This window comes from Nonomuraea sp. K271 (genome assembly GCF_009908215.1).
GTDB classification, from domain to species: Bacteria; Actinomycetota; Actinomycetes; order Streptosporangiales; family Streptosporangiaceae; genus Nonomuraea; species Nonomuraea longispora.
Genome location: NZ_JAAAHR010000148.1, coordinates 1 through 25,350, shown reverse-complemented (window position 1 = coordinate 25,350; position 25,350 = coordinate 1). Strand labels below are relative to the sequence as shown.

The window sequence follows — 25,350 nt, the reverse complement described above, 5'->3', positions numbered from 1 at the left end:
GGTGCGGGAGTGCGCCCGCATCCGTACGCCCCGGCGGCGACCATGGTCGCCGCCGCCCTCGGGCTCGACAACCAGCCGTCACGGACACTCGAACTGCTCCTGCCCGGCTCGGTCAAGGAACCCCTGTCATCGCCGGAGACCGGACGGCCGACGGAGGTGACCAGGCCCCGGCTGCGGCTGTGGCAGGTCCCCGCCGTGGTGCCGCCCGCCGCAACGGCTCTGCGGATCCTGGACGAGCACGCGGGCACCGCGACGTTGCGCCACTGGGCCGCCGTCGCCGCCTTCGCCCGCGACCTGGTACGCCGAGGGCGCGTCATCCCCCGGCTCGTCGCCGCTCATGGCACGGCGCGGGCGGTGTGGTGGCCGGTGGTGACAGGGGTGGATGCCGGATATTTCCGGGAGCTGGCGCTGGCGATGCCGCCCGCCTGCCGCACGTCCCGTACCGAACGCCCCTCCACGGACGTCCTGCGCGAGGCGCTCGAGACGTTCACCGACGCGCTCGTCAGGCGTGCGCTCACCCGACCGCGCCCTGAACCGATCACCGAACCGGTCGCTGAGCCGGTCGCCGGAACGGTCGCCGAGCCCGTCGCCGAGCCCGTCGTCGAGGTGGTCACAGGAACGGTCGCCGAGACGGTCTCCGCCCGCCGGCGCACGCCGCGCGAGCGGTGGCTGGCGGCCCTGACCGGTGACGACCCGGCCTGCCCCGACGTGCCCGAGCTGCGCCGCGAGCTGGAGCAGTGGTACGACGCCGTGACGACAGCGGAGGGTGCGGCGCGCGTGTGCTTCCGCCTGATCGAGCCCGCGTCCCCCGATGACGACGCCGGCTTCGCCCCCGACGCCGCCAACGACGACAGCGCCCATGACAGAGCCGACCACAGCGCCGGCGACGGGACAGGCGGGATGGGGCGGGGGTGGCGGCTGGAGCTGGCGTTGCAGGCCGCCGACGACCCCAGTTTGTACGTCCCCGCCGCCACCGTCTGGAGCGAGGGCACGCTGACCGGCCTCCCCGGGAGACCGGAACGGGAGCTGCTGGCCGGGCTGGGGCGGGCGGTCAGGCTCTATCCCGAGCTGGACCGCGCCTTGCGCGTACCCCGGCCGAGCGAGCTCACCTTGGACACGGCGGGCGCGTTCGGGTTCCTCGGGCAGGCGGCACCGCTGTTGCAGGCTGCCGGGTTCGGGGTGCAGCTGCCGCGCTGGGCGGGCCGTACGAGGCTGGGGCTGAAGCTCACCACGAGGACCAAGGCGCAGGCGGCGGCCGCCGCGCAGGGGTTCGGGATGCGCGAGCTGGTCGACTTCCGCATCGACCTGGCGGTGGGCGACGAGACGATCAGTGAGGCGGAGCTGGAAGAGCTGGCCAGGCTCAAGGTGCCGCTGGTCCGGGTGCGCGGCCAGTGGGTGGAGCTGGACGACCGGCAGCTCAAGGCGGCGCTCAAGGCCGTCGAGGGCGCCCGTACGGGTGAGGCGAGCGCCGCCGACCTGCTGCGCCACGTCGTGCGGGCCGACGACGACGAGCTGCCGCTGCTGGAGGTCGACGCCGACGGCGTGCTGGGCGACCTGTTGTCCGGGCAGGCCGAGCGGCGGCTGACGCCGCTGGCCACGCCGGCGGGCCTGGACGCCACCCTGAGGCCCTACCAGGAGCGGGGCCTGGCGTGGCTGAGTTTCCTGTCGGAGCTGGGCCTGGGCGGTGTGCTGGCCGACGACATGGGGCTGGGCAAGACGATCACCACGCTGGCGCTGCTCGTGCACGAGCGGGCGGAAACGCCGACGTTGCTGGTGTGCCCGATGTCGCTGGTCGGCAACTGGCAGCGGGAGGCGGCCAGGTTCGCGCCGGGCCTGCGCGTGTACGTGCACCACGGCAGCGGCCGCGACGCCGCGGAGATCGAGGACGCCGATCTGGTGATCACCACGTACGGCACCGCCCAGCGCGACCTTGAGACGCTGCGGCGGCGCGAGTGGCACAGGGTGGTGTGCGACGAGGCGCAGGCGATCAAGAACAGCGGGACGTTGCAGGCCAGGGCGGTGCGGTCGATCCCCACGTGCACCCGGCTGGCGCTGACGGGCACTCCGGTCGAGAACCATCTCGCGGAGCTCTGGTCGATCATGGAGTTCGCCAACCCGGGCCTGCTGGGACCACGCACCCGGTTCAGGACCAGGTTCCAGGAGCCGATCGAGGCGCGGCAGGACGAGCAGGCCGCCAGGGCGCTGCGGCGGGCGACGGGCCCGTTCGTCCTCCGCCGCCTCAAAACCGATAAATCCATCATCTCGGATCTGCCGGAGAAGCTGGAGATCAAGGAGTGGTGCCCGCTCACCACGGAGCAGGCCACGCTCTACCAGGCGGTCGTCGACGACATGCTGGCCAGGATCGACGACAGCGAGGGCATCGAGCGGCGCGGCCTGGTGCTCTCGGCCATGGCCAGGCTCAAGCAGGTCTGCAACCATCCGGCCCACCTGCTGAAGGACGGCTCCCGCCTGTCGGGCAGGTCGGGCAAGCTGGCCCGGCTGGAGCAGCTGTCCGAGGAGATCCTGGCGGAGGGTGAGAAGGCCCTGCTCTTCACGCAGTACGCCGAGTTCGGCACCATGCTCCAGCCGTACCTCGCCCAGCGCCTCGACGCGACCGTCCTGTGGCTGCACGGCGGGCTGCCGAAGAAGACCCGCGACCGGCTGGTCGACCGGTTCCAGAACGACGACGAGCCGATGTTGTTCGTGTTGTCGCTCAAGGCGGCCGGCGTAGGGCTCAATCTCACCGCCGCCGGCCACGTCGTCCACGTCGACCGCTGGTGGAACCCGGCCGTCGAGGACCAGGCCACCGACCGCGCGTTCCGCATCGGGCAGCGCAGGAACGTACAGGTGCGCAAGCTCATCTGCGCGGGCACCCTCGAAGAACGGGTCGACGAGATGATCGAACGCAAGAAGGCCCTGGCCGAGCGGGTCGTCGGGGCGGGCGAGGACTGGCTCACCGACCTGTCCACCGGCGAACTGCGCGAGGTGTTCAGGCTGACCGCGGAGGGGGTGAGCTGACCATGGTCTGGTACGACGGCGCCCAGCCGATCAAGGTCGAGGGCGGCATCAAGGCCCGCACCCGGCGGGGCAGCATCGGCTCGACGTGGTGGTCACGGCGGTTCATCGACATCCTGGAGCGCGTCTGCGACAAGGGCCGGCTCTCGCGCGGCCGCGCCTACGCCCGCCAGGGGCAGGTCCTGTCGATCGACCTGGCGGCCGGGGAGGCGCGGGCCGCCGTGCAGGGCTCGCGGCGCGACCCGTACGAGGTCGTGATCAGGATCGAGGCGTACGGCGAGCCGCGCTGGGCCGCCATCGAGGAGGCGATCGCGGCGCAGGCCGTGCACCGGGCCAAACTGCTGGCCGGGGAGATGCCGGCGGAGATCGAGGAGGTGTTCGCCGCGCTCGGGATCGACCTGTTCCCGCGTGACCTCGACATGGAGTGCTCGTGCCCCGACTGGGGTTTCCCGTGCAAGCACCTGTCGGCGGTGCTCTATCTGCTGGCCGAGTCGTTCGACGACGACCCGTTCCTCGTGCTGGCCTGGCGCGGGCGGACCCGCGAGCAGTTGCTCGGCTCGCTGGCGGAGGACGCGCCCGCGGACGCGCCGCGCGTGGACGACGTGCCGTTCGCCGACCGGCTGGCCGACTTCTACGCGCCCGGCGCGACGGCCCACCGCCCCGAGCGGCGCCCGTCCGCCGCCACCTCCGACCTCCTCCTGCGCGTCTTCCCGCCGCCCGCCGGCCTGGCGGGCGCGCTGGAGCCCGCCTACCGGCGCCTGGGCGACGCCTGAGCGTGCCCGCGGCCGGGGGCCCCTCAAGAGACCTCAAGAGAGGGCAGAGGGCCGGTGTGGCGGCCCAGGGGGCGGCTCAGTTGTCCTCGAACGAGGACGGCACCATGACCCGCACCCCGTTGGGGACCACCCGCAGCCTGATGGGCGTGCGCAGCCGCACCTCGCCGTCGACGTCGGCGGCCATCGGCGGATCGGTCTCCAGGAGCATCTCGCGGCCCGTCACGAACGGGCCCCCCGCGAGGCTGCGCCATCGCCCGGTGGTCGCTCTCAGGAGGGTCTCGCCCAGCAGCCGCAGCTTCTTGCCCGACCCGAGCTGGTAGGCCACCAGCATGCCGTTGTCGATGCTGATGTCCTTGGCGACCTGCCAGCCGCCGTGGAAGCGGCCGTTGGCGATGTTGAGCTGGTGGGTGAGCAGCTCGTGCCGCTGCCCCTCGACGGTGATGAAGGCACGGAACGGCGTGTGGCCCGGCAGGATCGTCAGCGCCGTCAGCGGATAGGCGGGACGCCCGACGATGCGCTTGAGCCACGGCTTGACCCTGCCCGCCACCTCGACCGACACCCCGAAGCTGGCCAGGTTGGCGAACGGCCGGTCGTCGGCCAGGCCGAGGTCGATGTCGGCCACCTTGCCGGTGTCGAACACCTTGATCGCCCCGGCGAGGTCGAGGGGGAGGCCGAGGCTGCGGGCGAAGTTGTTGGTGGTGCCCAGCGGCAGCACGCCGAGCGCCACGTCGCTGTGGGCGACGTGCCGCACCGCCGAGGAAAGCGTGCCGTCACCGCCGCCCACGATGAGCAGGTCCGGCTCGGTGGCCAGGGCGGTGTCGAGCAGCTCGCGCAGCCGCTTGGGGTTGTAGACCGACAGCTCGGCCAGCGGCTCGAACCCGAGGTTGTGAATCTGCTCGATCACCTCGAAATAGTGCCGCCGGCCGCGGCGCGAGCGAGTGTTCACCACGACCGCCACCCGGCGATCTCTCCGGATCGCCTCGGTGTGCTCGTCCTTGGTGCGCAGTTCGGTCATGGTCATCAATCGTAGGTGCAGAAACCGCTACCTTCGGCCGCCGCGAACGCGGGCGGCCGAAGGCGCGTGAGCCGTACTACGGCCTCTTGGGCGAGGCCGGCCGCGCGGAAGGCGGCAGGCCCCTTGGGTTTACTTCTTCGGCGGGACCACCCGGACGATGGCGCCCAGGTTGCCGGGCAGCGGGGTGAGCAGCTGGAACTGCACGCCCAGCGCCTTGCCCTCGTCACCGGGGTTGCCGGTGCCGAGCTCCGAGCCCGCGGCCACCTGGCCGTACAGCTCGGTGGCGGGGCTGCCGTCCTGGTGCACCACGCGCGTGCTGTACGTCTGGTCGTCCTTCGACGGCACGACCGCGGAGGCGTCGAAGTCGCGGTAGTACAGCCCGTCGTCGATCTGCTCGATGCCGGGGTACCAGGTCTTGGCGTCGGTGAAGGTCTTGACGCCCTTCTGCGCCTTGAACTCCGTGCAGTACTCGCTGAACGGCTCGTCGGCCGCCTCCAGGCACTCCTTGAACGGGTACGTCTTGACGAACCCGAACGCGGCGTTCGAGGTCTGGGCGCGTCCCGGGAGGTTCTTGTTGAGCGCCGGGTCCTTCTCGGCCGCCGTTCCCGTACGGCGCAGCGGCTCGTAGTGGGAGTCCACGACCAGCAGGCTGCCCTTCGGGCCGAGGCTCGGCGGGCCCGTGATGTCGGCGGTCACGTGGTTGTTGACGTAGGTCGAGTCGCGGTACCAGACCAGCAGCCCGGGCGCGTTGTACTTGATCTTCTGCACCTTCCACGCCCCGTCGCGGGAGTAGTCGGTGTCGTAGGTGTACTGCAGGCCCTTGTCGAACCCGTCGAAGTTGCGCCACTCGGCCAGGTAGAAGCGGGAGACCTCGCGCTCGCCGTTGTTGCGGGTCCAGCCCTGGCCGCTGGTGTTGGTGAACGTGCCGCCCGTGGCGTGCCAGCCGTTGTCGCCGCCCTCGACGTCGTCGCTCCACACGGACGTGCCGCCGTTGGTGAGCTCGAAGTCGTCGGCGTGCCAGCCGCGCGGCATGAACGCCGCGTCGGTGTTGTACGTCAGCCGCAGCTTGATCGTCTGCCCGGCGAACGGCGTCAGGTTGACGTAGTCGTGCCGCCAGCCGTCGGTGTTGCCGGTGATGCCGTACTTCTTGTTGCCGAACGTCGCGAGGTTCTGGTTCGGGTCCGGGTAGTCGTCGGGCGTGGTGATCTCGTTGCCGGCCTCGTCGAAGACCTTCTGCTGGGCCCAGGTCTCGCCGCCGTCGGTGGAGACCTCGACGAAGCCGAAGTCCCAGTCGGACTCGATCTCGTAGTTGTTCCACATCCAGAAGCGCACGTCGTCGCCTTCGGGGACGGGCACGTCGCGGGTGAGGCCGATGTCGCCCCACTCCTGGTCGAGGCCGGTCCACCAGGCGTTCGATCCGCTGTGCGGCTCGATCATCCTCAGCGGCGAAGAGGTGAGGTTGACCCGGATGCCGTCCTCGGTCAGCTTGGGCGTGCGCGAGGTCTGGCCGACGGTGACGAGTTTGGAGCGGTCACCGGGGTCGAACGTCTTCGGGTTCGCCCAGCCGAGCACCCACTTGTCCCACAGTCCCATGTGGGTGGGCATCGACTGGAAGATCGGTCCGGAGTGGGAGCCGCTGGACATCAGGTCCCAGAAGTCCACGGCCGAGCTGCCCGCTCCCGAGGTGTCGTACAGGTCGGGCAGGCCGAGGTCGTGGCCGTACTCGTGGGCGAAGACGCCGACGCCGGAGTCCTCGGGCTGCACGATGTAGTTGGAGATCTGCTTGTCGGTGCCGGGGACGGTGTGGCCGCCGGCGACCGCGCTGGAGTGGGCCCAGATGGCGTAGGTGCCCTCGGCGCCGCCGTCGGACGACTTGTCCTTGCCGGCGTGCACGAGCACCAGGTGGTCGATGACGCCGTCGGGCTCCTGGTGGTTGCCGTCGCCGTCGGCGTCGGCGACGTCCTCCACGTCGTAGTCGGCCCACGGGAAGTCCGGCCGGGCCTGGGCGAGGGCGTTGACCGAGTCGATCGGGAGCTGCTGGGCGCCGAGCTGGTTGTCGGGGTGCCCGGACATGTCCTGGGGTGCGCCGCCGCAGGCCGCGGCGCCGTACCAGGCTTCGGAGTGGGGGACCTTGACCCAGCCGACCGCTTCACCGGTGACGGAGTAGGCGCCCTTCGACATCTCCTCGTACATCTTCTTCATCGTGAAGCCGGAGATGTCGATGCCGGGCTTGCCGTCGCGGGGGTCCTTCAGGTCGGGACGCACCCGCTCCGTGATGCCCTTGTCCGTGTAGAGCATCTTGTTGAAGTGCTGGGTGCTGAAGTCCTTGACCCAGAAGGAGTTGTTGTCCTTGTGCGGCAGCGTCGCCGGGTCGGGGATGTTGTTGTGCAGGGGGCCGTTCAGGAGCGTTCCCGCCGGCTCGACGACGCAGTCGTCGGGTTCGCTGCCGACGGTGCGCAGCCGGTTGAATCCGGAGAAGTCGTCGTTGGCCTGCTCGTTGAACTCGACGAGGATCGTCAGGAGCTTGGCCGTACGAGTCTGCTTGGTCTTCTTGAAGATCCATTCAGCGGGGTTGAGGCCGGTTCTGATGGCCTCCTTCTCGCGTGCGGCGAGAATGCGGCCGGCCGCCGGGTTTCCGCTGCTGAACTTCCTGTCGAACTTCTGCGCCGGGGTGAGCGAGCGCGCCTTCGGATCGTTGAGCTTGGGCTCCTTCGGGTCCTCAGCGACCCTCGGCGGAGCGTAGTTGATGTAGAAGTCCGAGGCTGCGGGCTCGTAAACCGCCACCGACGACGCTTGCGCGGAAGGAACGGTCAGGGCGGCGCCGAGAAGGGCGACCGCGGGCAGCGTTGCTAACAGGCGCTTTGTACGTGGCACCAGGAACCCTTTCTGCCCGGGGTCGCCGGGCGCATGGCCAGAGGGTGTGCAATGCCGGACGTTAGAGGGTGACTAAACGGGTCGTAAAGGGAATTGTTGAAACGTGATCAAACTACGACATCAGACCATCATCCACAGGGCCACGCCGACGCCCGCCAGCGCCGCCCCATAGCAGATCACCGCCAGCGCCCGATCGAACTTCGCGATGCCGAACAGCTCTTCACTGGTGAAACGGATACGGTGCGCCGCGTGGAAAAGGCACAGCGTCACGACGACGATCAGCGCGAGCCGTACGACCAGGTTGTCCAGCAGCGCGCGCAGATGCTCCACGGCCGGCCAGTCGACCACGCCGAGCGGCATGAGGACCCCGAACAGCAGCACCAGCACGGGCAGCACGAGCGCCGCCACCACTCCCCCGCCGCTGAACAGCAGCCACAGGTACGGCTCGGGCGTGCGTTTCATGGCGACCTCAGGATGAAATAGGCGATCAGCACGGAGATCAGCACCCAGGCCGAATGGTTGCCGCCCTGGATCATCCACGCGGGCACCCGCCAGCCGTCCAGCCGGACGACCGTGGCCTTGGGCGCGAGGTTGAGGAACGTGATCGTGTGGAAGGCGGTCGCGGCCAGCGCGACCACGTTGATGGCGACCATCCAGGGCCGGGAGGCCAGCGCCGCGAAGTCCCGCAGCGAACCGCCGAGCACCGCGTCGACGAGCAGCAGCAGGTAGACGACCGTCCACGCCACGAAGACGCTGGTCAGCTCGCGCAGCACGAAGAGGGTGTAACGGCGGGTGCGGGTGAACCACAGCCGGTCGGGCGGCGGCCGGTAGGCGGCCGACGTCGTGCGTACGGCGGCGCTCGGTGTCGCCTTCCCCCGGGCCGTCCCCCGGGGCGTCCCCCGGGGCGTCATCGCCTGCTCCAGGGCAGCACCGAACGCAGGGCGGCGGTCAGCTTGTAACGCTGGATGGCCTCGGCCGGGTCCACGTGCTCGGGGCAGGCCCGCGTGCATTCGCCGACGAACGTGCAGCCCCACACGGCATCGTCGAGGTTGAGCACGTCGAACCGGTCGTCCATGTCGCGCGAGTCCAGGTTGTAACGCTGGGCGAGCGCGATGGCCGCCGGGCCGAGAAAGTCGGGTTCGAGCACGTAGACCGGGCAGGCCGAGTAGCACAGCAGGCAGTTGATGCACATGCTGTACTGCCGGTACGCCTCCAGTTGCTCGGGCGTCTGGGCGTACTCCGTGGTCAGCGGCAGGTCCTCGCCCTCCCTGACGAGCCACGGCCGCACCGACGACAGTTTGGCCAGGAAGTCGTCGATGTCCACGACGAGGTCCCTGATGACGGGGAACCCTTTCAGCGGCTCTATCCGCACGGGGCCGTCGCCGTACTCGGTGAGGAACGTGCCGCAGGTCAGCCTGGGCTCGCCGTTGACGGTCATGCCGCACGAGCCGCACACGCCCATCCGGCACGACCAGCGGTAGGACAGGCTGCCGTCGAGCCGGTCCTTGATGTAGTTGAGCCCGTCGAGCACGGCCCAGTCGGGCATGAGCGGCACGTCGTAGCACTGCAGCACCGGCTCGTCGTCCTCCCCGGGCCGGTACCGCGAGACCTCCATCCGCAGGGTCCTGGTCCCCGCCGTCGCGCCGCCCTCTCCTTCGGCTCGGCTCACCGCGTCGGTTTCAGTCACGGCCGTACACCCTTTCTCCCGGGGGCCAACGGGTGATCGTCACGGGGAGCAGGCCGACGGACGGCGTGCCGTCGGGGGCGCGGTGCACCAGCGAGTGCGCCAGGAACGCCTCGTCGTCCCTGACGGGAAAGTCGGTGCGCTGGTGCGCGCCGCGCGACTCCCGCCTGTTGAGCGCGCAGGCGACGATCGTCTGCGCGATCTCCAGCATGGCGTGGAGCTCCTGCAGGCTGATCAACTCGGTGTTGAACGTCGTGCTCGTGTCGTCGACGCGGGCCTCCTCGGCGCGCTCGCGCAGCTCGGCCAGCGCGTCGGCGGCCTTGGCCAGCGCGTCGCCCGTGCGGTAGATGCCCGCCGCTCCTTCGAGCGTGTGTTGCATCTGCTCGCGCAGGTCGGCGATCCGCTCACCGTGGCCCCTGCCTCCGCGCGCGCGTTCCAGCCGCCGCCGCTCGTCCTCCCCCTGGGTGCGTACGCAGGACGGCTCGCCGTTCCTGTGCGACCGGGCGAACCCGGCGGCGGCGACGCCCGCCCGCCGGCCGAAGACGAGGATCTCGGGCAGGGAGTTGGAACCGAGCCGGTTGGCGCCGTTGATGCTGACGCAGGCCGTCTCCCCGGCCGCGTACAGCCCGGCGACGGGGGTGGCGCCGTCGATGTCGGTGTGGACGCCGCCCATCATGTAGTGCACGACCGGGCGCACGGGGATGAGGTCGGTGGCCGGGTCGAGGTTCTGATAGCTGCGGCACAACTCGCGCACGAACGGGATGCGGGCGTCGATCTTGCCTGCTCCGAGGTGGCGGAGGTCCAGGTGGACGACCGGCCCGTACGGCGTGTCCACGGTGCGGCCCTTCTCCTGCTCGTGCACGAACGCCTGGGAGAGCCGGTCGCGCGGGCCGAGCTCCATGCTGCGCAGCTTCGGCGTGGGCGTGGGGGTGCCGAGGTCGTAGTCCTGGAGGTAGCGGTAGCCGTCCTTGTTGATCAGCCAGCCGCCCTCCGCCCTGGCCGCCTCGGTGATGAGGATGCCGGTGAACGGCAGGCCGGTCGGGTGGTACTGGACGAACTCCATGTCCTTCAGCGGCGCCCCGGCCCGGTAGGCGAGGGTCATGCCGTCGCCGGTCTTGATGGCGGCGTTGGTGGTGAAGGGGAAGGCTTTGCCGCAGCCGCCGGTGGCGAGGATGACGGTCCTGGCGGGGATGGTCTCGATGCGGCCGGTCCTGATCTCGACGGCCACGACGCCGTGGACGCGGCCGTCGTCGATGACGAGCTTGGTGACGAACCACTCGTCGTACCTGATGATGTCCTGATATTTCAGGGTTGTTTGGAAGAGGGTGTGCAGGAGGTGGAAGCCGGTCTTGTCGGCGGCGTACCAGGTGCGCATCTTCTTCATGCCGCCGAACGGGCGCACGGCGACCCGCCCGTCCGGCTCGCGGCTCCACGGGCAGCCCCAGTGCTCCAGCTGCATCAGCTCGCGCGGCGCCTCGGCCACGAACGCCTCGACCGCGTCCTGGTCGGGCAGCCAGTCGCCGCCGGAGATCGTGTCGTAGCAGTGCTCGTCGAGCGTGTCGTCGAGGCCGATCACCCCTGCGGCCCCGCCCTCGGCGGAGACCGTGTGGCTGCGCATCGGATAGACCTTCGACACGACCGCCACCTTGAGCGCGGGATCCTCCTCGGCGACCGCGACCGCCGCGCGCAGGCCCGCCCCGCCTCCTCCGACGATGAGCACATCGATCATGTACGTCACTTCCCGTGGTCGGGCTGGATCGGGTCCTTCACCCGCTTGCCGTCGTGGCGGATGGCGGACAGGTGGATGCTGCCGTCGTGGTACTCGTGCCTGATCATCCGGCAGCCGCAGTCGAAGAACTGGTCGCGGATCACCAGGCCGTACTCGTCGTCGTCGAGGAGGCGTTCGCCACCGGACCTCTTCCCGCAGGGAGCCGTCTCGGGGTCGAAGGGGCGCTTCGTGCCGGTCATCGCCGATCTCCCTAGATAGGCGAAACGTCACCTCCACACAAGCACCGAGCACCGGTTAGGGAAAGGTCAGTCGCCCGTATCCTCGCGCGGCCCCACCTCGGGAGCGTCACCCCCTTGCGTCGCCTCCTCCCGCTCGTGCGGGTAGTGCAGGTCGAAGGCGGGCCTCTCCGAGCGGATCGGCGGCATGTACGTGAAGTTGTGCCGCGGCGGCGGGCAGCTCGTGGCCCATTCCAGCGAGTTGCCGTAACCCCACGGGTCGTCGAGGGTGACCTTGGGCGCGCTCCTCGCGGTCTTGAACACGTTGTAGAGGAACGGCAGGGTCGAGGCGCCGAGCAGGAACGCGCCGGCGGACGAGACCTCGTTGAGGAAGGTGAAGCCGTCGCCCGGGCCGTAGTCGGCGTACCTGCGGGGCATGCCGATCTGCCCCAGCCAGTGATGCACGAGGAACGTCATGTGGAAGCCGACGAACAGCGTCCAGAAGTGCAGCTTGCCCAGCCTGTCGTCGAGCATGCGGCCGGTCATCTTCGGCCACCAGAAGTAGAAGCCGGCGAACATCGCGAACACCACGGTGCCGAACACCACGTAGTGGAAGTGCGCGACGACGAAGTAGGTGTCGCTGATGTGGAAGTCGAGCGGCGGCGAGGCCAGGATGACCCCGGTCAGCCCGCCCAGCAGGAACGTCACCAGGAAGCCGACCGAGAACAACATCGGCGACTCGAACGTGAGATGCCCGTGCCACATCGTGCCGATCCAGTTGAAGAACTTCACGCCCGTCGGCACCGCGATGAGGAACGTCATGAACGAGAAGAACGGCAGCAGCACCTGCCCGGTCGCGAACATGTGGTGCGCCCAGACCGTCATCGACAATCCGGCGATGGCGATGGTGGCGCCGACCAGTCCCATGTAGCCGAAGATCGGCTTGCGGCTGAAGACCGGGATGACCTCGGTGATGATCCCGAAGAACGGCAGCGCGATGATGTAGACCTCGGGATGGCCGAAGAACCAGAACAGATGCTGCCACAACAGCGGTCCGCCGTTCTCGGCGAGGAAGATCTGCGTGCCGAGCTTGCGGTCCGCTTCGAGCACGAGCAGCGCGGCGGCCAGCACCGGGAACGCCATCAGCACGAGTATGCTGGTCAGCAGCACGTTCCAGCAGAAGATCGGCATACGGAACATCGTCATGCCCGGCGCCCGCATGCCGATGATCGTGGTGATGAAGTTGACCGCTCCGAGGATCGTGCCGAGCCCCGACAACGCCAGTCCCATGATCCACAGGTCACCGCCGACCTGCGGCGAGTAGATGGACGACGACAGCGGCGTGTACGCGAACCACCCGAAGTCGGCCGCGCCGTCCGGGGTGAGGAACCCGGCCAGCACCATCAGCCCGCCGAACAGGAACAACCAGTACGCCACCGCGTTGAGCCGGGGGAAGGCCACGTCGGGCGCCCCGATCTGCAGCGGCATGATCACGTTCGCGAACCCGGCGAACAGCGGCGTGGCGAACAGCAGCAACATGATCGTGCCGTGCATGGTGAACAACTGGTTGTACTGCTGCTGGTTGACCAGCTGCAGTCCCGGCCCGGCGAGCTCGGCCCTGATGATCATGGCCATGAGGCCCGCCACGAGGAAGAACCCGAACGAGGTGATCAAATAGAGATAGCCGATCACCTTATGATCGGTGGTCGACAACCAGGAGGCGATGACGGTCCCGGTGCGCCGGCGCCTGACCTGTTCGACCGAGGGTTCGCGAACGGTCGTCACGGCCGCTCCCTCCAGTGCGGAGTGCCAGTGGGGAGTGCCACCTGCGATGTGCTGGCGCAGATGCCGCTGGTCAGACGGTCCGCCCGGTGCGGCCGGCCTGACTGCCCCGATCTACCCATTCCACGCCAACGCGCGCCGCTCGGGAAGTCGTTCTTTAACATCCGCCGTCAAAGCTTGGTGCTCCCGTGGGGCGCCGGCGTTCCGCTGTCGCGGGGCAGGTGCCCCTTCACGTCGCGGCGTCTTCTATCCTTCGTAACCGGACCGACGTGGAGGAGATCTCGTGACCGCTCAGCGTGACTACGCCGCCCTCGTGGAGAGAGGGCTCAAGCTCGACCTCACCAGGGGCAAGCCGTCACCGCGCCAGCTCGATCTCTCCAACGACATGTTCGGGCTGCCCACGTCCTACCGCGCGGCCGACGGCACCGACGGCCGCAACTACGGCAACCTCCAGGGCCTGCCCGAGCTGCGCGAGCTGTTCGCCCCGCTGGTGCAGGTGCCCGCGGGCCAGCTCGTCGTCGGCGGCAACGCCAGCCTGGCCCTGATGCACGACACGATCGTGCACGCGCTGCTGACGCCGCTGCCGGGGGCCGCGCGCCGGTGGGTGGAGGAGCCGAAGGTCACGTTCCTGTGCCCGGTGCCGGGATACGACCGGCATTTCACGATCTGCGAGCGGTTCGGGATCACGATGGTGCCCGTCCCGATGAACGCCCACGGGCCCGACATGGACGTCGTCGAGCGCCTGGTCGCCTCCGACGCCGGTGTCAAGGGCATGTGGTGCGTGCCGAAGTACAGCAACCCGTCCGGCATCGTCTACAGCGACGAGACCGTGCGCAGGCTGGCCTCCATGCCCACGGCCGCGCCCGACTTCCGCGTCTTCTGGGACAACGCCTACGCGGTGCACCACCTCACCGACACCCCGGCCGAGCTGGCCGACCTGCTCGCGCTCAGCGCCGCGCAGGGCAACGCCGACCGCGTGTTCGTCTACGCCTCCACCTCGAAGGTGACGCTGGCGGGCGCGGGCGTGTCCTTCTTCGGGTCCTCGCCGGCCAACGTCGAGTGGTTCCTGCACAACACCGCCAAGCAGTCCATCGGCCCCGACAAGCTCAACCAGCTCCGGCACGTGGAGTTCCTGCGCGACGGCGCGGGGGTCGCCGCCCACATGCGCAGGCACGCCGAACTGATCGGGCCGAAGTTCGAGCTGGTCGACAAGATCCTGACCGAGCAGCTCGGCGGCCTGGCCACCTGGACGAGCCCGAAGGGCGGCTACTTCATCAGCCTGGAGGTGCCGCACGCCGCCGAGGTCGTGGCCAGGGCGAAGGCGGCGGGCATCGCGCTGACCCCGGCGGGCGCCACCCACCCCTACGGCGACGACCCGGGCGACCGCACCATCAGGATCGCCCCCACCTACCCCGAGCTCGACGAGCTGGAGCAGGCCATCAACGGCCTGGCCGTCTGCGTGCGCCTGGTGGCGGAGGAGCGGGGCTGAGTCAGCGGCCCGGCCGGAAGCCGAAGATGTACTCGCGCGTCTCGCTCGGATGGAACGAGACGCCGACCCCCGGCTCGAACACGACGTTGTCGCGGGCGCAGTAGCACAGGTGCTCCCACACGGCCATGGCCTTCTCCCTGGCCGGAGCCTCGCTGTCGTCGCGCTTGCGGGCGCCGTACGAACCGAGCACGTTCAGCAGCCCGAGCCCCCAGAACAGGCCGGTCAGGCAGAACGGCGCGAGCAGCACCTCGCCCCAGTTGGGGTCCTGACCCATCGCGATGACCAGCGACATGACCAGGTGGGCCAGGGCCGCGAGGAGCAGCATGATGTAACCCTGGTTCCTGGCCCACGGCGTGTAGTGGCGGCTGGGGAACGACAACCAGACCGCGAGCTGCGTGCGGCTCATGACGTGCTTCGAGGCGCCGAGGGAGGCCGCCATCGGTAGGTCGGCCACCTCACGCGCCCCCGGCAGCCGGACCCGTCCGATCTTGTACGTGGTCCCCGCGGCGACCGCTCCGGGGACCGCCACGACCTGGTCGGCCTCCGTACACACCGGGCACCTGACTTTCACCCGGGCAGTTTGGCCCTAAGCCACGGCCTGCGCAAACCGTACTCAGGGGGTCCTTTCCGAGTTGCGGTGATCTGCACCTTAAGGTGCATGGTGTGAGACCGATTGATGCGTTGGCGAACCTGCTCCCCGAAGGTCGCGTCCTGACTGATCCGGACGTGATCGACTCCTATGCCCGCGATCGCACGTACCTGGAGCCCGGTAAGCCGGCCGGCGTGGTGCTCGCCGCCTCCCGCGAGGACGTGGTGACCACCATGAAGTGGGCCACCGAGCACCGGGTGCCGGTGGTGCCGCGCGGCGCGGGGACCGGTCTGGCGGGCGCCTCCGTCGCCGGCGACGGCTCGGTCGTCCTGTCGCTGGCCAGGATGACCGCGATCAGGGAGCTCTCCCCCGCCGACGAGATCGCCGTCGTCGAGCCCGGCGTCATCACCGCCGACCTCGACAGGGCCGCCAGGGAGCACGGCCTGATGTACGCGCCCGACCCGTCGTCGTACGAGATCTCCACGATCGGCGGGAACCTGGCGACCAACGCCGGCGGGCTGCGCTGCGTCAAGTACGGCGTGACCAGGGACTCGGCGCTCGGTCTTGAGGTCGTGCTGGCCGACGGACGCATTCTCGACACCGGCCGCCGCACGATGAAGGGCGTCACGGGCTACGACCTGACCGGGCTCTTCGTGGGCTCGGAGGGGACCCTGGGCGTGATCACGGCGGCCACGGTCCGGTTGCGTCGCGCGCCCGCCACGGCTCCTGCCACCTTCGCCGCGGAGTTCGGCTCGCTGCGGGACGCGGGCGCCGCCGTGTCGGCGATCATGGCGGCCGGCTGCCAGCCCTCGCTCATGGAACTGCTCGACCGGGCCACGCTGGAGGCCATCGACGACTGGCGCAACATCGGCCTCGAACCGCAGACCCAGGCCATGCTGATCGGCCAGTCGGACGCGACGGACGGCCAGGCGATGGCCGCGCGCATGGACGAGCTGTGCATGGCGAACGGCGCCTCCTTCGTGGCCCTCTCCTCCAGCCCGCAGGAGGCCGAGGAGCTGATCGGGCTGCGCAGGCTCGCCTACCAGGCCAAGGAGCGGCAGGGCGCGTGCCTGGTCGAGGACGTGTGCGTGCCGCGTTCCGTACTGCCTGACATGATCACCGCGATCGAGGCGGCGGCGGCCCGGCACGGGGTGCGCATCGCCACGGTCGCACACGCGGGGGACGGCAACCTGCACCCGGTCTTCATCTTCGAGCACGGCACCATCGAGCCGCCCCCCGAGGTGTGGGCCGCGGCGGACGAGGTGTTCACGCACGCCCTGGAGCTCGGCGGCACCCTGACGGGAGAGCACGGCGTCGGCCTGCTCAAGCAGCGCTGGCTGGCCCTGGAGGCGGGGCCGGTCGCCACGGAGGTGCAGCAGGGCATCAAGGCGGTCTTCGACCCGCTGGACATCCTCAACCCCGGCAAGGCGATCTGACATGTGATCTCGGCTTCATCAAGCCGTGACCTAGGGGTTCGCAAAGCACACGACCTGCGAAGGAACGTTGACTTACGCCGTCAAAACGTGAAGGTTCTGACAGGTCCGGCAGACGCCCCAACGGTCTCGCTGGTAGCGTTTTGCCTCATCTACTGGGTTGTGATGGGGGTCCGACGTGAATCAGTTCCAGCCGCTGGAGGCGGACGATCCGCGGCGGCTGGGGACGTATGACATCGTCGCCCGGCTCGGCGAGGGCGGCCAGGGGATCGTTTATCTCGGCGAGAGCGACTCGGGGGAACAGGTCGCCGTCAAGCTGCTGCACAACGCCCTGGTCGCCGACACCGACGCCAGGACGCGGTTCCTGCGCGAGGTCGCGGTGGCGCAGCGGGTGGCCAGGTTCTGCACCGCTCCCGTGCTCCACGCCGACCTGGAGGGCAGCCGCCCGTACATCGTGAGCGAGTTCGTCCCCGGGCCCTCGCTGCGCGAGCTGGTCATCAACGAGGGGCCGCGGCGGGGCGCCGCGCTCGAACGGCTCGCGATCAGCACGGCCACCGCGCTCGCCGCCATCCACCGCGCCGGCATCCTGCACCGCGACTTCAAGCCCGCCAACGTGCTCATGGGCCCCGAGGGTCCCGTCGTGATCGACTTCGGCATCGCCCGCGCGCTCGACTCCCCTGGAGCGACGGCCACGGGCATGGCCATGGGGACGCCGTCGTACCTGGCGCCCGAGCAGCTCACCGGGGCGGCCGTGTCGGAGGCCGCGGACGTGTTCGCCTGGGGCGTCACGATGGTGTTCGCGGCGACGGGCAAGCCCGCGTTCGGCGCCGACTCCATCCCCGTGGTGATGAACCGCATCCTGAACGAGGAGCCGGAGCTCGGCGCGATGGAGGGCGTGCTCGCCGACCTGGTGGCCGCCTGCCTGTCCAAGGACCCCGCGCAGCGGCCCACCGCCGACGAGCTCATCGTCGACCTCACCGGCCAGCCGGCCCCGAAGTCCGCCGTCGAACCGATGGGCCGGCAGGCCGAAGCCGCCCAGACCGGCACACCGGCGCAGCAGGAGAGCGGGCGTCCCGCTGACAAGGGCGCGGAGGACGTCTACCCCGGCCCGTGGACGCAGCCGACCGGTCCCAACCTCGTGGGCGGCCCGCTCCAGACGGGCCCGCAGCCCGTGGGTCCCCCGCAGACCGGCCAGTACGTCACGCCTCCCGCCGCCGCCCAGCACGGCCAGGGCAACCCCGGTCAGAGCGGCCCTGTCCCCGGTGCCGGGCACAACCCAGGACTCAGCGGGCCCATCCCGAACATCCCTGGCCAGAGCAACCCCGGGCAGAGCGGCCCCGTCCCCGGTCAAGGCAATCCGGGCCAGAGCGGGCCCGTCCCAGGTCAGGGCGGGCCCGTCCCAGGTCAGGGGCATCCCGGCCAGGGCGGGCCAGGTCAAGGACATCACGGCCAGGGCGGTCCCGTACCGGGTGCCGGCCACAACCCGGGGCTCAGCGGGCCCGTCCCCCACGTGCCCGGTCAGGCCGGTCCCGCGAGGGGAGCAGCCGGCGCTCCCCAAGGGGGCATGGCGCACAACGGCCCCCACTCCGGCGGCGGTCCCGTTGGACCGCACCATCCGGGCGGTCAGCCGTCCCCGATGCCCGGGGCGGGAGGTGGCGGCTCCCGGAACCCTCAGGGGCCCGGCTCCCCGTACACGGGGGCGCCCCAGGGCGGTCCGCAGGGCGCGGGAGCCGGCATGCCGCCCCACGGCCCCGGCGTGCCCCCGGGCGGCGGATACCAGCGGGGCGGCGGCTCGCCGCGGCCGGACGACGGCGCGTCCGGCAAGCAACGCCGCACGCTGACCCTCGCGCTCTCGGGCGCCGCCGCCGCGGCCCTGCTCGTGGTCGTCGGCGCGGTCGTGGTGCAGGCCAACAGCCAGGAAGTGCCGGTCGTGCCGGTGGGCAACTCCTCGAACGGCACGCCGGGTGACGGCTCGGGCGCCGGGCAGCCCGGCAAACCGCCCGCCACGACGCTCCCGACGGAGACGGCGCCCGTCCCCACCCTGGACATCGATCCGACGACCAAGAAGCCCAGGAAGCCCAAGCGGACCGTCACCCCGCGTCCGCGCTACACCCAGGCGCCCGTCCCGCAGAACCGCAGGCCGCAGCCGACGCCCACGCAGACCAGGAAAAAGAAGAAGACGATGGTCGACCCCGATCCGGAGCCGACCCTGCGTCCGACCTCGGGCCCCACGCGGACCCTGCCGGTGGTCAAGCGGCCCAAGGGGGCCGCCGCCCCGAAGAAGGTCGCGCCCAAGAAGAACCCGTACAGCCCGACGAAGGTGTGCGGCTCCGGCTACAAGATCATCAACTCGCACGAATTGGGCAGCAACGCCACGATCTACCTCGCCTACCACGCGAAGTCGGGCAAGAACTGCGTGGTCACGATGTCGCGCCTGGTCGGGACGGGCAAGATCCCGATGAACGCCCTGCTCCAGGTCAAGAAGGGCAGCAAGGCGAGCAACCCCGGCAAGTTCAGCGCGTACGCGGGCCCCGTCAGGCTGGCGGCGAAGAAGAAGTGCGTGATCTGGGGCGGTTCGTGGGGTACGCAGAGCTGGAAGTCCGGCTGGAGCCACTGCGGCTGACCTCCGCGCATACGAGCTGCCGTCGAGCCCCGTGCCCGGGTGACCCGAACGCCCGCGTACGCTAGCGTGACTGACGTGATCGTCAAGTCTCCGGCGCCCACCTCCAGAGGCAGGCGCACGCGGGCCGCGTTGGTGCGGGCCGGACGCGAGGCGCTCGAGGAGCACGGCTACGACGCCGTGCGGATCGACGACGTGTACGTGCGCGCCGGGGTCTCCCACGGCTGCTGGAGCTGCGCGAGGTGTTCGTGCGGCGGGGCGCCGAGGGGCCGAGGCGGCTGCAGGAGCAGGGCCTGGCCGACCCGGCGCTCGGCCCCCGGCTGACCGCGATCATGCTGGGCGGGACGGTCGAGCACTTCGCCCACGTCCGGCTCGACCTGGGCGAGCACGCGGCGGAGGAGACGGCCGTCGGCCACCTGACCCGCCTGTGGGCGCGGGCCATCGGCTTGACGGACGCGTCACCTTCGGCGCGGCCGGAGGAGGGCACGTGATCAGAAGCAGACTCGACCCGGCGGGCGAGGAGCACCGGCGGCGCCGCGCGTCGATGCTGGCCAAGCTGGCCGAACTGGACGCCGAGCACGCGAGGGCGGTCGGCGGGGGCGGCGGGAAATACGTCGAGCGGCACCGCGCGCGCGGCAAGCTGCTCGCGCGCGAGCGCGTCGAGCTGCTGGTCGACGCCGACTCCCCCTTCCTGGAGCTGTCGCCGCTGGCCGCGTGGGGCAGCGACTTCCCCGTCGGGGCGAGCATGGTGTCCGGGATCGGCGTGATCGAGGGCGTCGAGTGCGTGATCACGGCGAACGATCCGACGGTTCGCGGCGGCGCCTCCAACCCTTGGACGCTGAAGAAGTCGCTGCGCGCGGCGGACATCGCGCTGCGCAACCGCCTCCCGTACGTGAACCTGGTCGAGAGCGGCGGCGCGGACCTGCCCACGCAGAAGGAGATCTTCATCCCCGGCGGGCAGATCTTCCGCGATCTGACGCGGCTGTCAGCGGCGGGCGTCCCGACCGTCGCGCTCGTCTTCGGCAACTCCACCGCCGGCGGCGCCTACGTGCCCGGGATGAGCGACTACGTGGTGATGGTGCGCGAGCGGGCCAAGGTGTTCCTGGGCGGGCCTCCGCTGGTCAGGATGGCGACCGGCGAGGAGTCCGACGACGAGTCGCTGGGCGGGGCGGAGATGCACGCCAGGGTGAGCGGGCTGGCCGACTACCTGGCGGAGGACGAGCACGACGCGCTGCGCATCGGGCGCTCGATCGTGCGCTCGATCGGCTGGCGCAAGCAGGGTGTCGTCCCCGGGCCGGCGCGCGAGCCGCTCTATCCGGCTGACGAGCTGCTCGGCATCGTCCCCGAGGACCTGAAGGTGCCGTTCGATCCCCGGGAGGTGATCGCGCGGGTGGTGGACGGCAGCGAGTTCGAGGAGTTCAAGCCGACGTACGGCGTCTCGCTGGTGACGGGCTGGGCGAAGCTCCACGGTTATCCGGTCGGCGTGCTGGCGAACGCCCAGGGCGTGCTGTTCAGCGAGGAGTCGCAGAAGGCCACGCAGTTCATCCAGCTGGCGAACCAGTCGCGCACGCCCCTCGTCTTCCTGCAGAACACGACCGGCTACATGGTCGGCAAGGACTACGAGCAGGGCGGCATCATCAAGCACGGCGCGATGATGATCAACGCGGTGTCCAACTCGACCGTGCCCCACCTGACGATCGTCATGGGCGCCTCCTACGGCGCGGGCAACTACGGCATGTGCGGGCGGGCCTACGACCCCCGGTTCCTGTTCAGCTGGCCGAGCGCCAAGTCGGCGGTGATGGGGCCCCCGCAGCTCGCCGGCGTGCTGTCCATCGTGGGCCGGGCGTCGGCGCTGGCGAAGGGGCAGGTCTACGACGAGGAGGCCGACGCGGCGATGCGCGCCATGGTGGAGGACCAGATCGAGGCCGAGTCTCTGGCGTTGTTCCTGTCGGGACGCCTCTACGACGACGGGGTCATCGATCCGCGTGACACGCGTACCGTGATCGGCATGTGCCTGTCGGCGATCAACAGCGCGCCGGTGCCGGAGCCGGCGGGATTCGGGGTGTTCCGCCCGTGATCACCCGGCTACTCGTGGCGAACCGGGGCGAGATCGCCCGCCGTGTCCTCCGCACCTGCCGCTCGCTCGGCATCTCCACGGTCGCCGTGCACTCCGACCCCGACGCGGGAGCGCCGCACGTCGCCGAGGCCGATCTCGCCGTACGTTTGCCGGGCGCGCACCCGTCGGAGACCTACCTGGACGCCGGGCTCATCCTGGCCGCCTGCCGCGCCACCGGGGCGGACGCCGTGCACCCCGGGTACGGCTTCCTGTCGGAGAACGCCGAGTTCGCGCAGGCCGTGCTCGACGCCGGGCTCGTGTGGGTCGGCCCGCCGCCCGCGGCCATCGCGGCCATGGGATCCAAGGTCGCGGCCAAGCGGTTGATGGCGGAGGCGGGGGTGCCCGTGCTGCCCTCGCTCGACCCCGCCGCTCCGGGCGGGTTCCCGCTGCTGGTGAAGGCGTCCGCCGGTGGCGGCGGCCGGGGCATGCGGATCGTGCGCGAGCCGGGAGAGCTGGCGCGGGAGGTCGAGTCGGCGCGGCGGGAGGCGGCGGCGGCCTTCGGCGACGGCACCGTGTTCGTGGAGCCGCTGCTGGAGGCGGCCCGGCACGTCGAGGTCCAGGTGGTGTCCGACCGGCACGGCACCGTGTGGGCGCTGGGCGAGCGCGAGTGCAGCGTGCAGCGGCGGCACCAGAAGGTCGTCGAGGAGTGCCCGTCGCCCGGTATTTCCGCCGGGCTGAGGGAGCACCTGTTCGAGGCCGCCGTCAGGGCCGCGCGGGCGGCCGGCCACGTCGGGGCGGGGACGGTGGAGTTCCTCGTCAAGGGCGACCGGGTGGCGTTCCTCGAGATGAACACCCGGCTCCAGGTCGAGCACCCCGTCACCGAGCTGGTCCACGGCGTCGACCTCGTGCGGCTGCAACTGGAGATCGCCGAGGGCGCCGCGCTGCCGGAGAGCCCGCCCGAGCCCGCCGGGCACGCGGTGGAGGCCCGGCTGTACGCGGAGGACGACGGCCACCTTCCGCAGACGGGGGTCCTGCGGCGGTTCGAGGTGCCCGGTGACGTGCGCGTGGACGCGGGCGTGGAGTCGGGGTCCGTGGTGTCGCCGTACTACGACGCGATGCTGGCCAAGGTGGTGGCGCACGGCTCGTCGCGGGGGGAGGCGGTGCGGCGGCTGGCCACGGCGCTGCGGCGGGCGAAGCTCCACGGACTGGCCACTAATCGGGACCTGCTCGTACGAATTCTGACAAATCCCGCTTTCCTGGCCGGCGACACCCACACCGGCTTCCTGGCCCCCGACGGCCCTCTCCACTCCCTCCCGGCCCCCGCACCATCCATCGAGACAGCGGCCGGGACGGCGGCGGAGGCGGAGGGCCGGCTGGCCGCGCTGGCCGCCGCTCTCGCCCTGGCCGCCGCCAACCGGCGCGACGCGCGCGTGCTGGCCGGCCTGCCCGCCGGGTGGCGCAACGTACGCTCCCAGCCCCGCCGCACCCGCTTCGCCGAGGCCGACGTCGTGTACGACCCGCTTCCGGACACCATCACCGTGATCGGCGCCGGCCCGGACACCGTCGTCCTCGAACACGACGGCGTCCGCCACACCTTCGAGGTGGCCCGGTACGACGGCGACCCGAAGGTCTACGTCGACCACGCGGGCGGCTGCGCCGTGCTGACCCCGCTCCCCCGGCTGCCCGAGCCGGTGGAGCACGTCGCCCCGGGGTCCCTGCTGGCCCCCATGCCGGGTAGCGTGCTGCGCGTCGAGGTGGCGGCCGGCGACCGGGTCGCCAAGGGGCAGGCGGTGCTGGTGCTCGAGGCCATGAAGATGGAGCACCGGGTCACCGCCCCCGTCGCCGGCGTGGTGTCCGGCGTACACGTGGAGAAAGGCCGGCAGGTCGAGGCGGGAGCCGTGCTGGCGATCATTCAGGAGGAGAGCACATGACCCTGGTCCACCAGGACCTGACCGCGGGCGTCGCGACCATCACGCTGGACTCGCCGCCCAACCGCAACGCCCTGTCCGTACGCCTGCTCGGCGAGTTGAAGGAGCGGCTCGACTGGGCGCTGGCCGAGCCGGCGGCCAGGGTGATCGTGCTGACGGCGACGGGCAAGGTGTTCTGCTCGGGCGCCGACATCAAGGAGCAGCGCGCGGCGGACGGCAGGCCCGGCGCGCCGGTGACGGCGTCGTTCCCGGAGATCCTCACGCTCATCTGGGAGAGCCCCAAGCCGGTGGTGTGCCGGCTCAACGGCACCGCGCGGGCGGGCGGCCTGGGCCTGGTGGCGGCGTGCGACTTCGCGGTCGCGCCGCTCTCGGCGTCGTTCGCGTTCACGGAGGTACGCCTCGGCGTGGTGCCGGCGATGATCTCGGTGCCGGTGCTGCGCAGGCTCGATCCCAGGGCCGCGGCCGAATACTTCCTGACCGGCGAGGTCTTCGACGCCGCCAGGGCCGCGGAGATCGGGCTGATCTCCAGGGCCGTGCCCGAGGAGGAGCTGGACGCGGCGGTCGCCCACTACGCCGACCTGCTGATCAAGGGCGCTCCCGAGGCCCTGGCCATCACCAAGCAGCTTGTCAGGAAGGTGCCGGCGATGTCGTTCGCGGACGGGCTGCGGGAGATGACCGCGTTGTCCGCCGAGCGGTTCACCTCGGAGGAGGGTCAGGAGGGCATCACCGCGTACATGGACAAGCGCCCGCCCGCGTGGGCCACGCGATGACCCTGCGCGTCGCCAACTGCAGCGGCTTCTACGGCGACCGGCTCTCCGCGGCCAGGGAGATGGTCGAGGGCGGGCCGATCGACGTGCTGACCGGCGACTGGCTGGCCGAGCTCACCATGCTCATCCTGGCCGGCAACCGGCTCAAGGGCAGGCCCGGCTACGCGCCGACCTTCCTGCGGCAGTTGGAGGACGTCCTCGGCCCCTGCCTCGACCGGGGCATCAAGATCGTGACGAACGCGGGCGGCCTCGACCCGGCCGGATGCGCCGAGGCCGTGCACGAGCTGGGCGCGCGCCTCGGCCTGTCCCCCGCGGTCGCCCACGTCACGGGCGACGACCTCACCGGCCAGCCCCTCGACCTGGTCAACGCCGACACCGGCGAACGCCTCGACGCCACCCCGCTCACCGCCAACGCCTACCTGGGCGGCCGTCCGATCGCCGCCGCACTGTCGGCGGGCGCGGACGTCGTCGTGACCGGCCGCGTCACCGACGCCGCCCTGGTGACAGGGCCCGGCATCTGGCGGTACGGCTGGGGGCCCGGCGACCTCGACCCGCTGGCGGGGTCGGTGGTCGCCGGACACATCATCGAGTGCGGCTGTCAGGCCACGGGCGGCAACTACGCGTTCTTCCAGGACGTACCCGATCTCGCCCACTGCGGTTTCCCGCTCGCGGAGCTGCGTCAGGACGGATCGGCCGTGATCACCAAGCATCCCGGCACGGGCGGCCTGGTCTCGGTCGGCACGGTCACCGCCCAGCTGGTGTACGAGCTGGGCGGCCCCCGCTACCTCGGCCCCGACGTGGTGGCCAGGTTCGACACGATCACGCTCGCCGACGACGGGCCCGACCGGGTGCTGGTCTCCGGCGTACGCGGCGAGCCGCCTCCCTGCACGCTCAAGGTCGCCGTCAACCACCTGGGCGGCTACCGCAACACCATGACCCTGGTGCTCACGGGCCTCGACGTGGAGGCCAAGGCCCGGGTGGCGGAGGAGGCCGTCTGGGCACGCATCCCGCGCGAGTCGTTCGACGCGGTGGACGTGACGCTCACGGAGTCCGGCCTGCTGCGGATCACGGTCATGGACGCCGACGAACGCACGGCGGGTCGTGCCTTCTCCGAGGCCGTGGTGGAGACGGGGCTGGCCAGCTACCCGGGCTTCTACGGCCTCACCCCGCCCGGCAACGCCTCACCGTACGGGATCTACTGGCCGGTCCTGGTCCCGGCCGCGGACGTACGCCCTCAGGCCTTCCTGGACGGCACGCAGATCCCCGTCCCCGCCGTCGCGGTCCCCGGCGAGCCCGCGACGGCGCTCCCGGACCCGGAGCCCCCGCTCACGTCGGGGCCCGCCGACGGGACGGCACACGCGGACGGCGCGAAGGGCGGGGA

19 protein-coding genes are annotated in these 25,350 nt (G+C 70.9%); 10 read left to right on the top strand and 9 right to left on the bottom strand.

All coding sequences use genetic code 11. The annotated features are described in order from the left end of the window. Together GUY59_RS35960 and GUY59_RS35955 are read left to right on the top strand one after the other, a co-directional pair. Positions 1-3,018, top strand: a 3,018-nt coding sequence (locus tag GUY59_RS35960) for a DEAD/DEAH box helicase (protein WP_201761741.1), incomplete at its 5' end; no start/stop codon positions are given. 2 nt (positions 3,019-3,020) lie between these two features. Beyond that, on the top strand, positions 3,021-3,788 hold the full coding sequence (locus GUY59_RS35955; RefSeq protein WP_138205853.1) for an SWIM zinc finger family protein: 768 nt from the start codon (positions 3,021-3,023) through the stop codon (positions 3,786-3,788). A gap of 76 nt (positions 3,789-3,864) precedes the next feature. On the opposite strand, the gene GUY59_RS35950 is transcribed toward GUY59_RS35955, so the two are convergent. The 8 genes from GUY59_RS35950 to ctaD all read right to left on the bottom strand — a co-directional run bounded on the left by GUY59_RS35950 (position 3,865) and on the right by ctaD (position 13,090). Further along, the gene (locus GUY59_RS35950; RefSeq protein WP_132341367.1) at positions 3,865-4,803 is read right to left on the bottom strand and encodes a diacylglycerol/lipid kinase family protein; all 939 of its coding nucleotides are present in this window, start codon (positions 4,801-4,803) and stop codon (positions 3,865-3,867) included. A 129-nt stretch (positions 4,804-4,932) separates the two neighbouring features. Next, the gene (locus GUY59_RS35945; protein WP_252375143.1) at positions 4,933-7,677 is read right to left on the bottom strand and encodes an immune inhibitor A domain-containing protein; all 2,745 of its coding nucleotides are present in this window, start codon (positions 7,675-7,677) and stop codon (positions 4,933-4,935) included. Positions 7,678-7,797: 120 nt separating this feature from the next. Then, positions 7,798-8,139 carry a fumarate reductase subunit FrdD gene (gene frdD, locus GUY59_RS35940; RefSeq protein WP_132341363.1) on the bottom strand — a complete coding sequence of 114 codons (342 nt, stop codon included), beginning with the start codon at positions 8,137-8,139 and terminating at the stop codon, positions 7,798-7,800. Further along, positions 8,136-8,588 (bottom strand): fumarate reductase subunit C, encoded by a 453-nt coding sequence (locus tag GUY59_RS35935; protein WP_138205857.1) that lies wholly within the window; start codon positions 8,586-8,588, stop codon positions 8,136-8,138. The genes frdD and GUY59_RS35935 overlap by 4 nt, the downstream gene beginning before the upstream one ends. Then, positions 8,585-9,364 carry a succinate dehydrogenase iron-sulfur subunit gene (gene sdhB, locus GUY59_RS35930; protein WP_201761740.1) on the bottom strand — a complete coding sequence of 260 codons (780 nt, stop codon included), beginning with the start codon at positions 9,362-9,364 and terminating at the stop codon, positions 8,585-8,587. Before sdhB ends, GUY59_RS35935 begins: the two co-directional genes overlap by 4 nt. After that, a complete protein-coding gene (gene frdA, locus GUY59_RS35925; protein ID WP_201761739.1) occupies positions 9,357-11,090 on the bottom strand; it encodes a fumarate reductase (quinol) flavoprotein subunit in 1,734 nt (577 codons plus the stop codon). Before frdA ends, sdhB begins: the two co-directional genes overlap by 8 nt. A gap of 5 nt (positions 11,091-11,095) precedes the next feature. Further along, the gene (locus GUY59_RS35920) at positions 11,096-11,329 is read right to left on the bottom strand and encodes a hypothetical protein (RefSeq protein WP_132340141.1); all 234 of its coding nucleotides are present in this window, start codon (positions 11,327-11,329) and stop codon (positions 11,096-11,098) included. Positions 11,330-11,395: 66 nt separating this feature from the next. Next, positions 11,396-13,090 (bottom strand): aa3-type cytochrome oxidase subunit I, encoded by a 1,695-nt coding sequence (gene ctaD / locus GUY59_RS35915; protein WP_138205861.1) that lies wholly within the window; start codon positions 13,088-13,090, stop codon positions 11,396-11,398. A 280-nt stretch (positions 13,091-13,370) separates the two neighbouring features. On the opposite strand from ctaD, the gene GUY59_RS35910 reads away from it, so the two are divergent. Further along, complete coding sequence (locus tag GUY59_RS35910) at positions 13,371-14,576, top strand: aminotransferase class I/II-fold pyridoxal phosphate-dependent enzyme (protein WP_138205863.1); 1,206 nt, start codon at positions 13,371-13,373, stop codon at positions 14,574-14,576. A gap of 1 nt (position 14,577) precedes the next feature. On the opposite strand, the gene GUY59_RS35905 is transcribed toward GUY59_RS35910, so the two are convergent. Then, complete coding sequence (locus GUY59_RS35905) at positions 14,578-15,147, bottom strand: hypothetical protein (protein ID WP_138205865.1); 570 nt, start codon at positions 15,145-15,147, stop codon at positions 14,578-14,580. Between the two features lie 92 nt (positions 15,148-15,239). Here GUY59_RS35905 and GUY59_RS35900 point away from each other — a divergent pair, with 92 nt between their 5' ends. The 7 genes from GUY59_RS35900 to GUY59_RS35865 form a co-directional block, all read left to right on the top strand. Then, on the top strand, positions 15,240-16,601 hold the full coding sequence (locus GUY59_RS35900; protein ID WP_252375144.1) for an FAD-binding oxidoreductase: 1,362 nt from the start codon (positions 15,240-15,242) through the stop codon (positions 16,599-16,601). A 175-nt stretch (positions 16,602-16,776) separates the two neighbouring features. Further along, entirely contained in the window at positions 16,777-19,221 is a 2,445-nt protein-coding gene (locus GUY59_RS47840) for a serine/threonine protein kinase (RefSeq protein ID WP_212746295.1), read from the top strand. A gap of 239 nt (positions 19,222-19,460) precedes the next feature. Further along, positions 19,461-19,709: a hypothetical protein gene (locus GUY59_RS35885; protein WP_138205867.1), complete on the top strand. Its 249-nt coding sequence runs from the start codon at positions 19,461-19,463 to the stop codon at positions 19,707-19,709. A gap of 53 nt (positions 19,710-19,762) precedes the next feature. Further along, entirely contained in the window at positions 19,763-21,295 is a 1,533-nt protein-coding gene (locus GUY59_RS35880) for an acyl-CoA carboxylase subunit beta (protein WP_138205879.1), read from the top strand. After that, positions 21,292-23,205, top strand: coding sequence for an ATP-binding protein (locus GUY59_RS35875; RefSeq protein ID WP_161714862.1), 1,914 nt, complete (start codon positions 21,292-21,294; stop codon positions 23,203-23,205). Before GUY59_RS35880 ends, GUY59_RS35875 begins: the two co-directional genes overlap by 4 nt. Beyond that, positions 23,202-23,972 carry an enoyl-CoA hydratase-related protein gene (locus GUY59_RS35870; protein ID WP_138208777.1) on the top strand — a complete coding sequence of 257 codons (771 nt, stop codon included), beginning with the start codon at positions 23,202-23,204 and terminating at the stop codon, positions 23,970-23,972. Before GUY59_RS35875 ends, GUY59_RS35870 begins: the two co-directional genes overlap by 4 nt. After that, positions 23,969-25,350, top strand: a 1,382-nt coding sequence (locus GUY59_RS35865) for an acyclic terpene utilization AtuA family protein (protein WP_161714861.1), incomplete at its 3' end; no start/stop codon positions are given. The genes GUY59_RS35870 and GUY59_RS35865, both read left to right, overlap by 4 nt.

Coding starts and splice junctions, on each gene's coding strand:
- GUY59_RS35955 (WP_138205853.1), top strand. CDS start 3,021: ATGGTCTGGTACGACGGCGCCCAGCCGATCAAGGTCGAGGGCGGCATC.
- frdD (WP_132341363.1), bottom strand. CDS start 8,139: ATGAAACGCACGCCCGAGCCGTACCTGTGGCTGCTGTTCAGCGGCGGG.
- GUY59_RS35880 (WP_138205879.1), top strand. CDS start 19,763: ATGCTGGCCAAGCTGGCCGAACTGGACGCCGAGCACGCGAGGGCGGTC.
- frdA (WP_201761739.1), bottom strand. CDS start 11,090: ATGATCGATGTGCTCATCGTCGGAGGAGGCGGGGCGGGCCTGCGCGCG.
- GUY59_RS35935 (WP_138205857.1), bottom strand. CDS start 8,588: ATGACGCCCCGGGGGACGCCCCGGGGGACGGCCCGGGGGAAGGCGACA.
- GUY59_RS35920 (WP_132340141.1), bottom strand. CDS start 11,329: ATGACCGGCACGAAGCGCCCCTTCGACCCCGAGACGGCTCCCTGCGGG.
- GUY59_RS35870 (WP_138208777.1), top strand. CDS start 23,202: ATGACCCTGGTCCACCAGGACCTGACCGCGGGCGTCGCGACCATCACG.
- GUY59_RS35950 (WP_132341367.1), bottom strand. CDS start 4,803: ATGACCGAACTGCGCACCAAGGACGAGCACACCGAGGCGATCCGGAGA.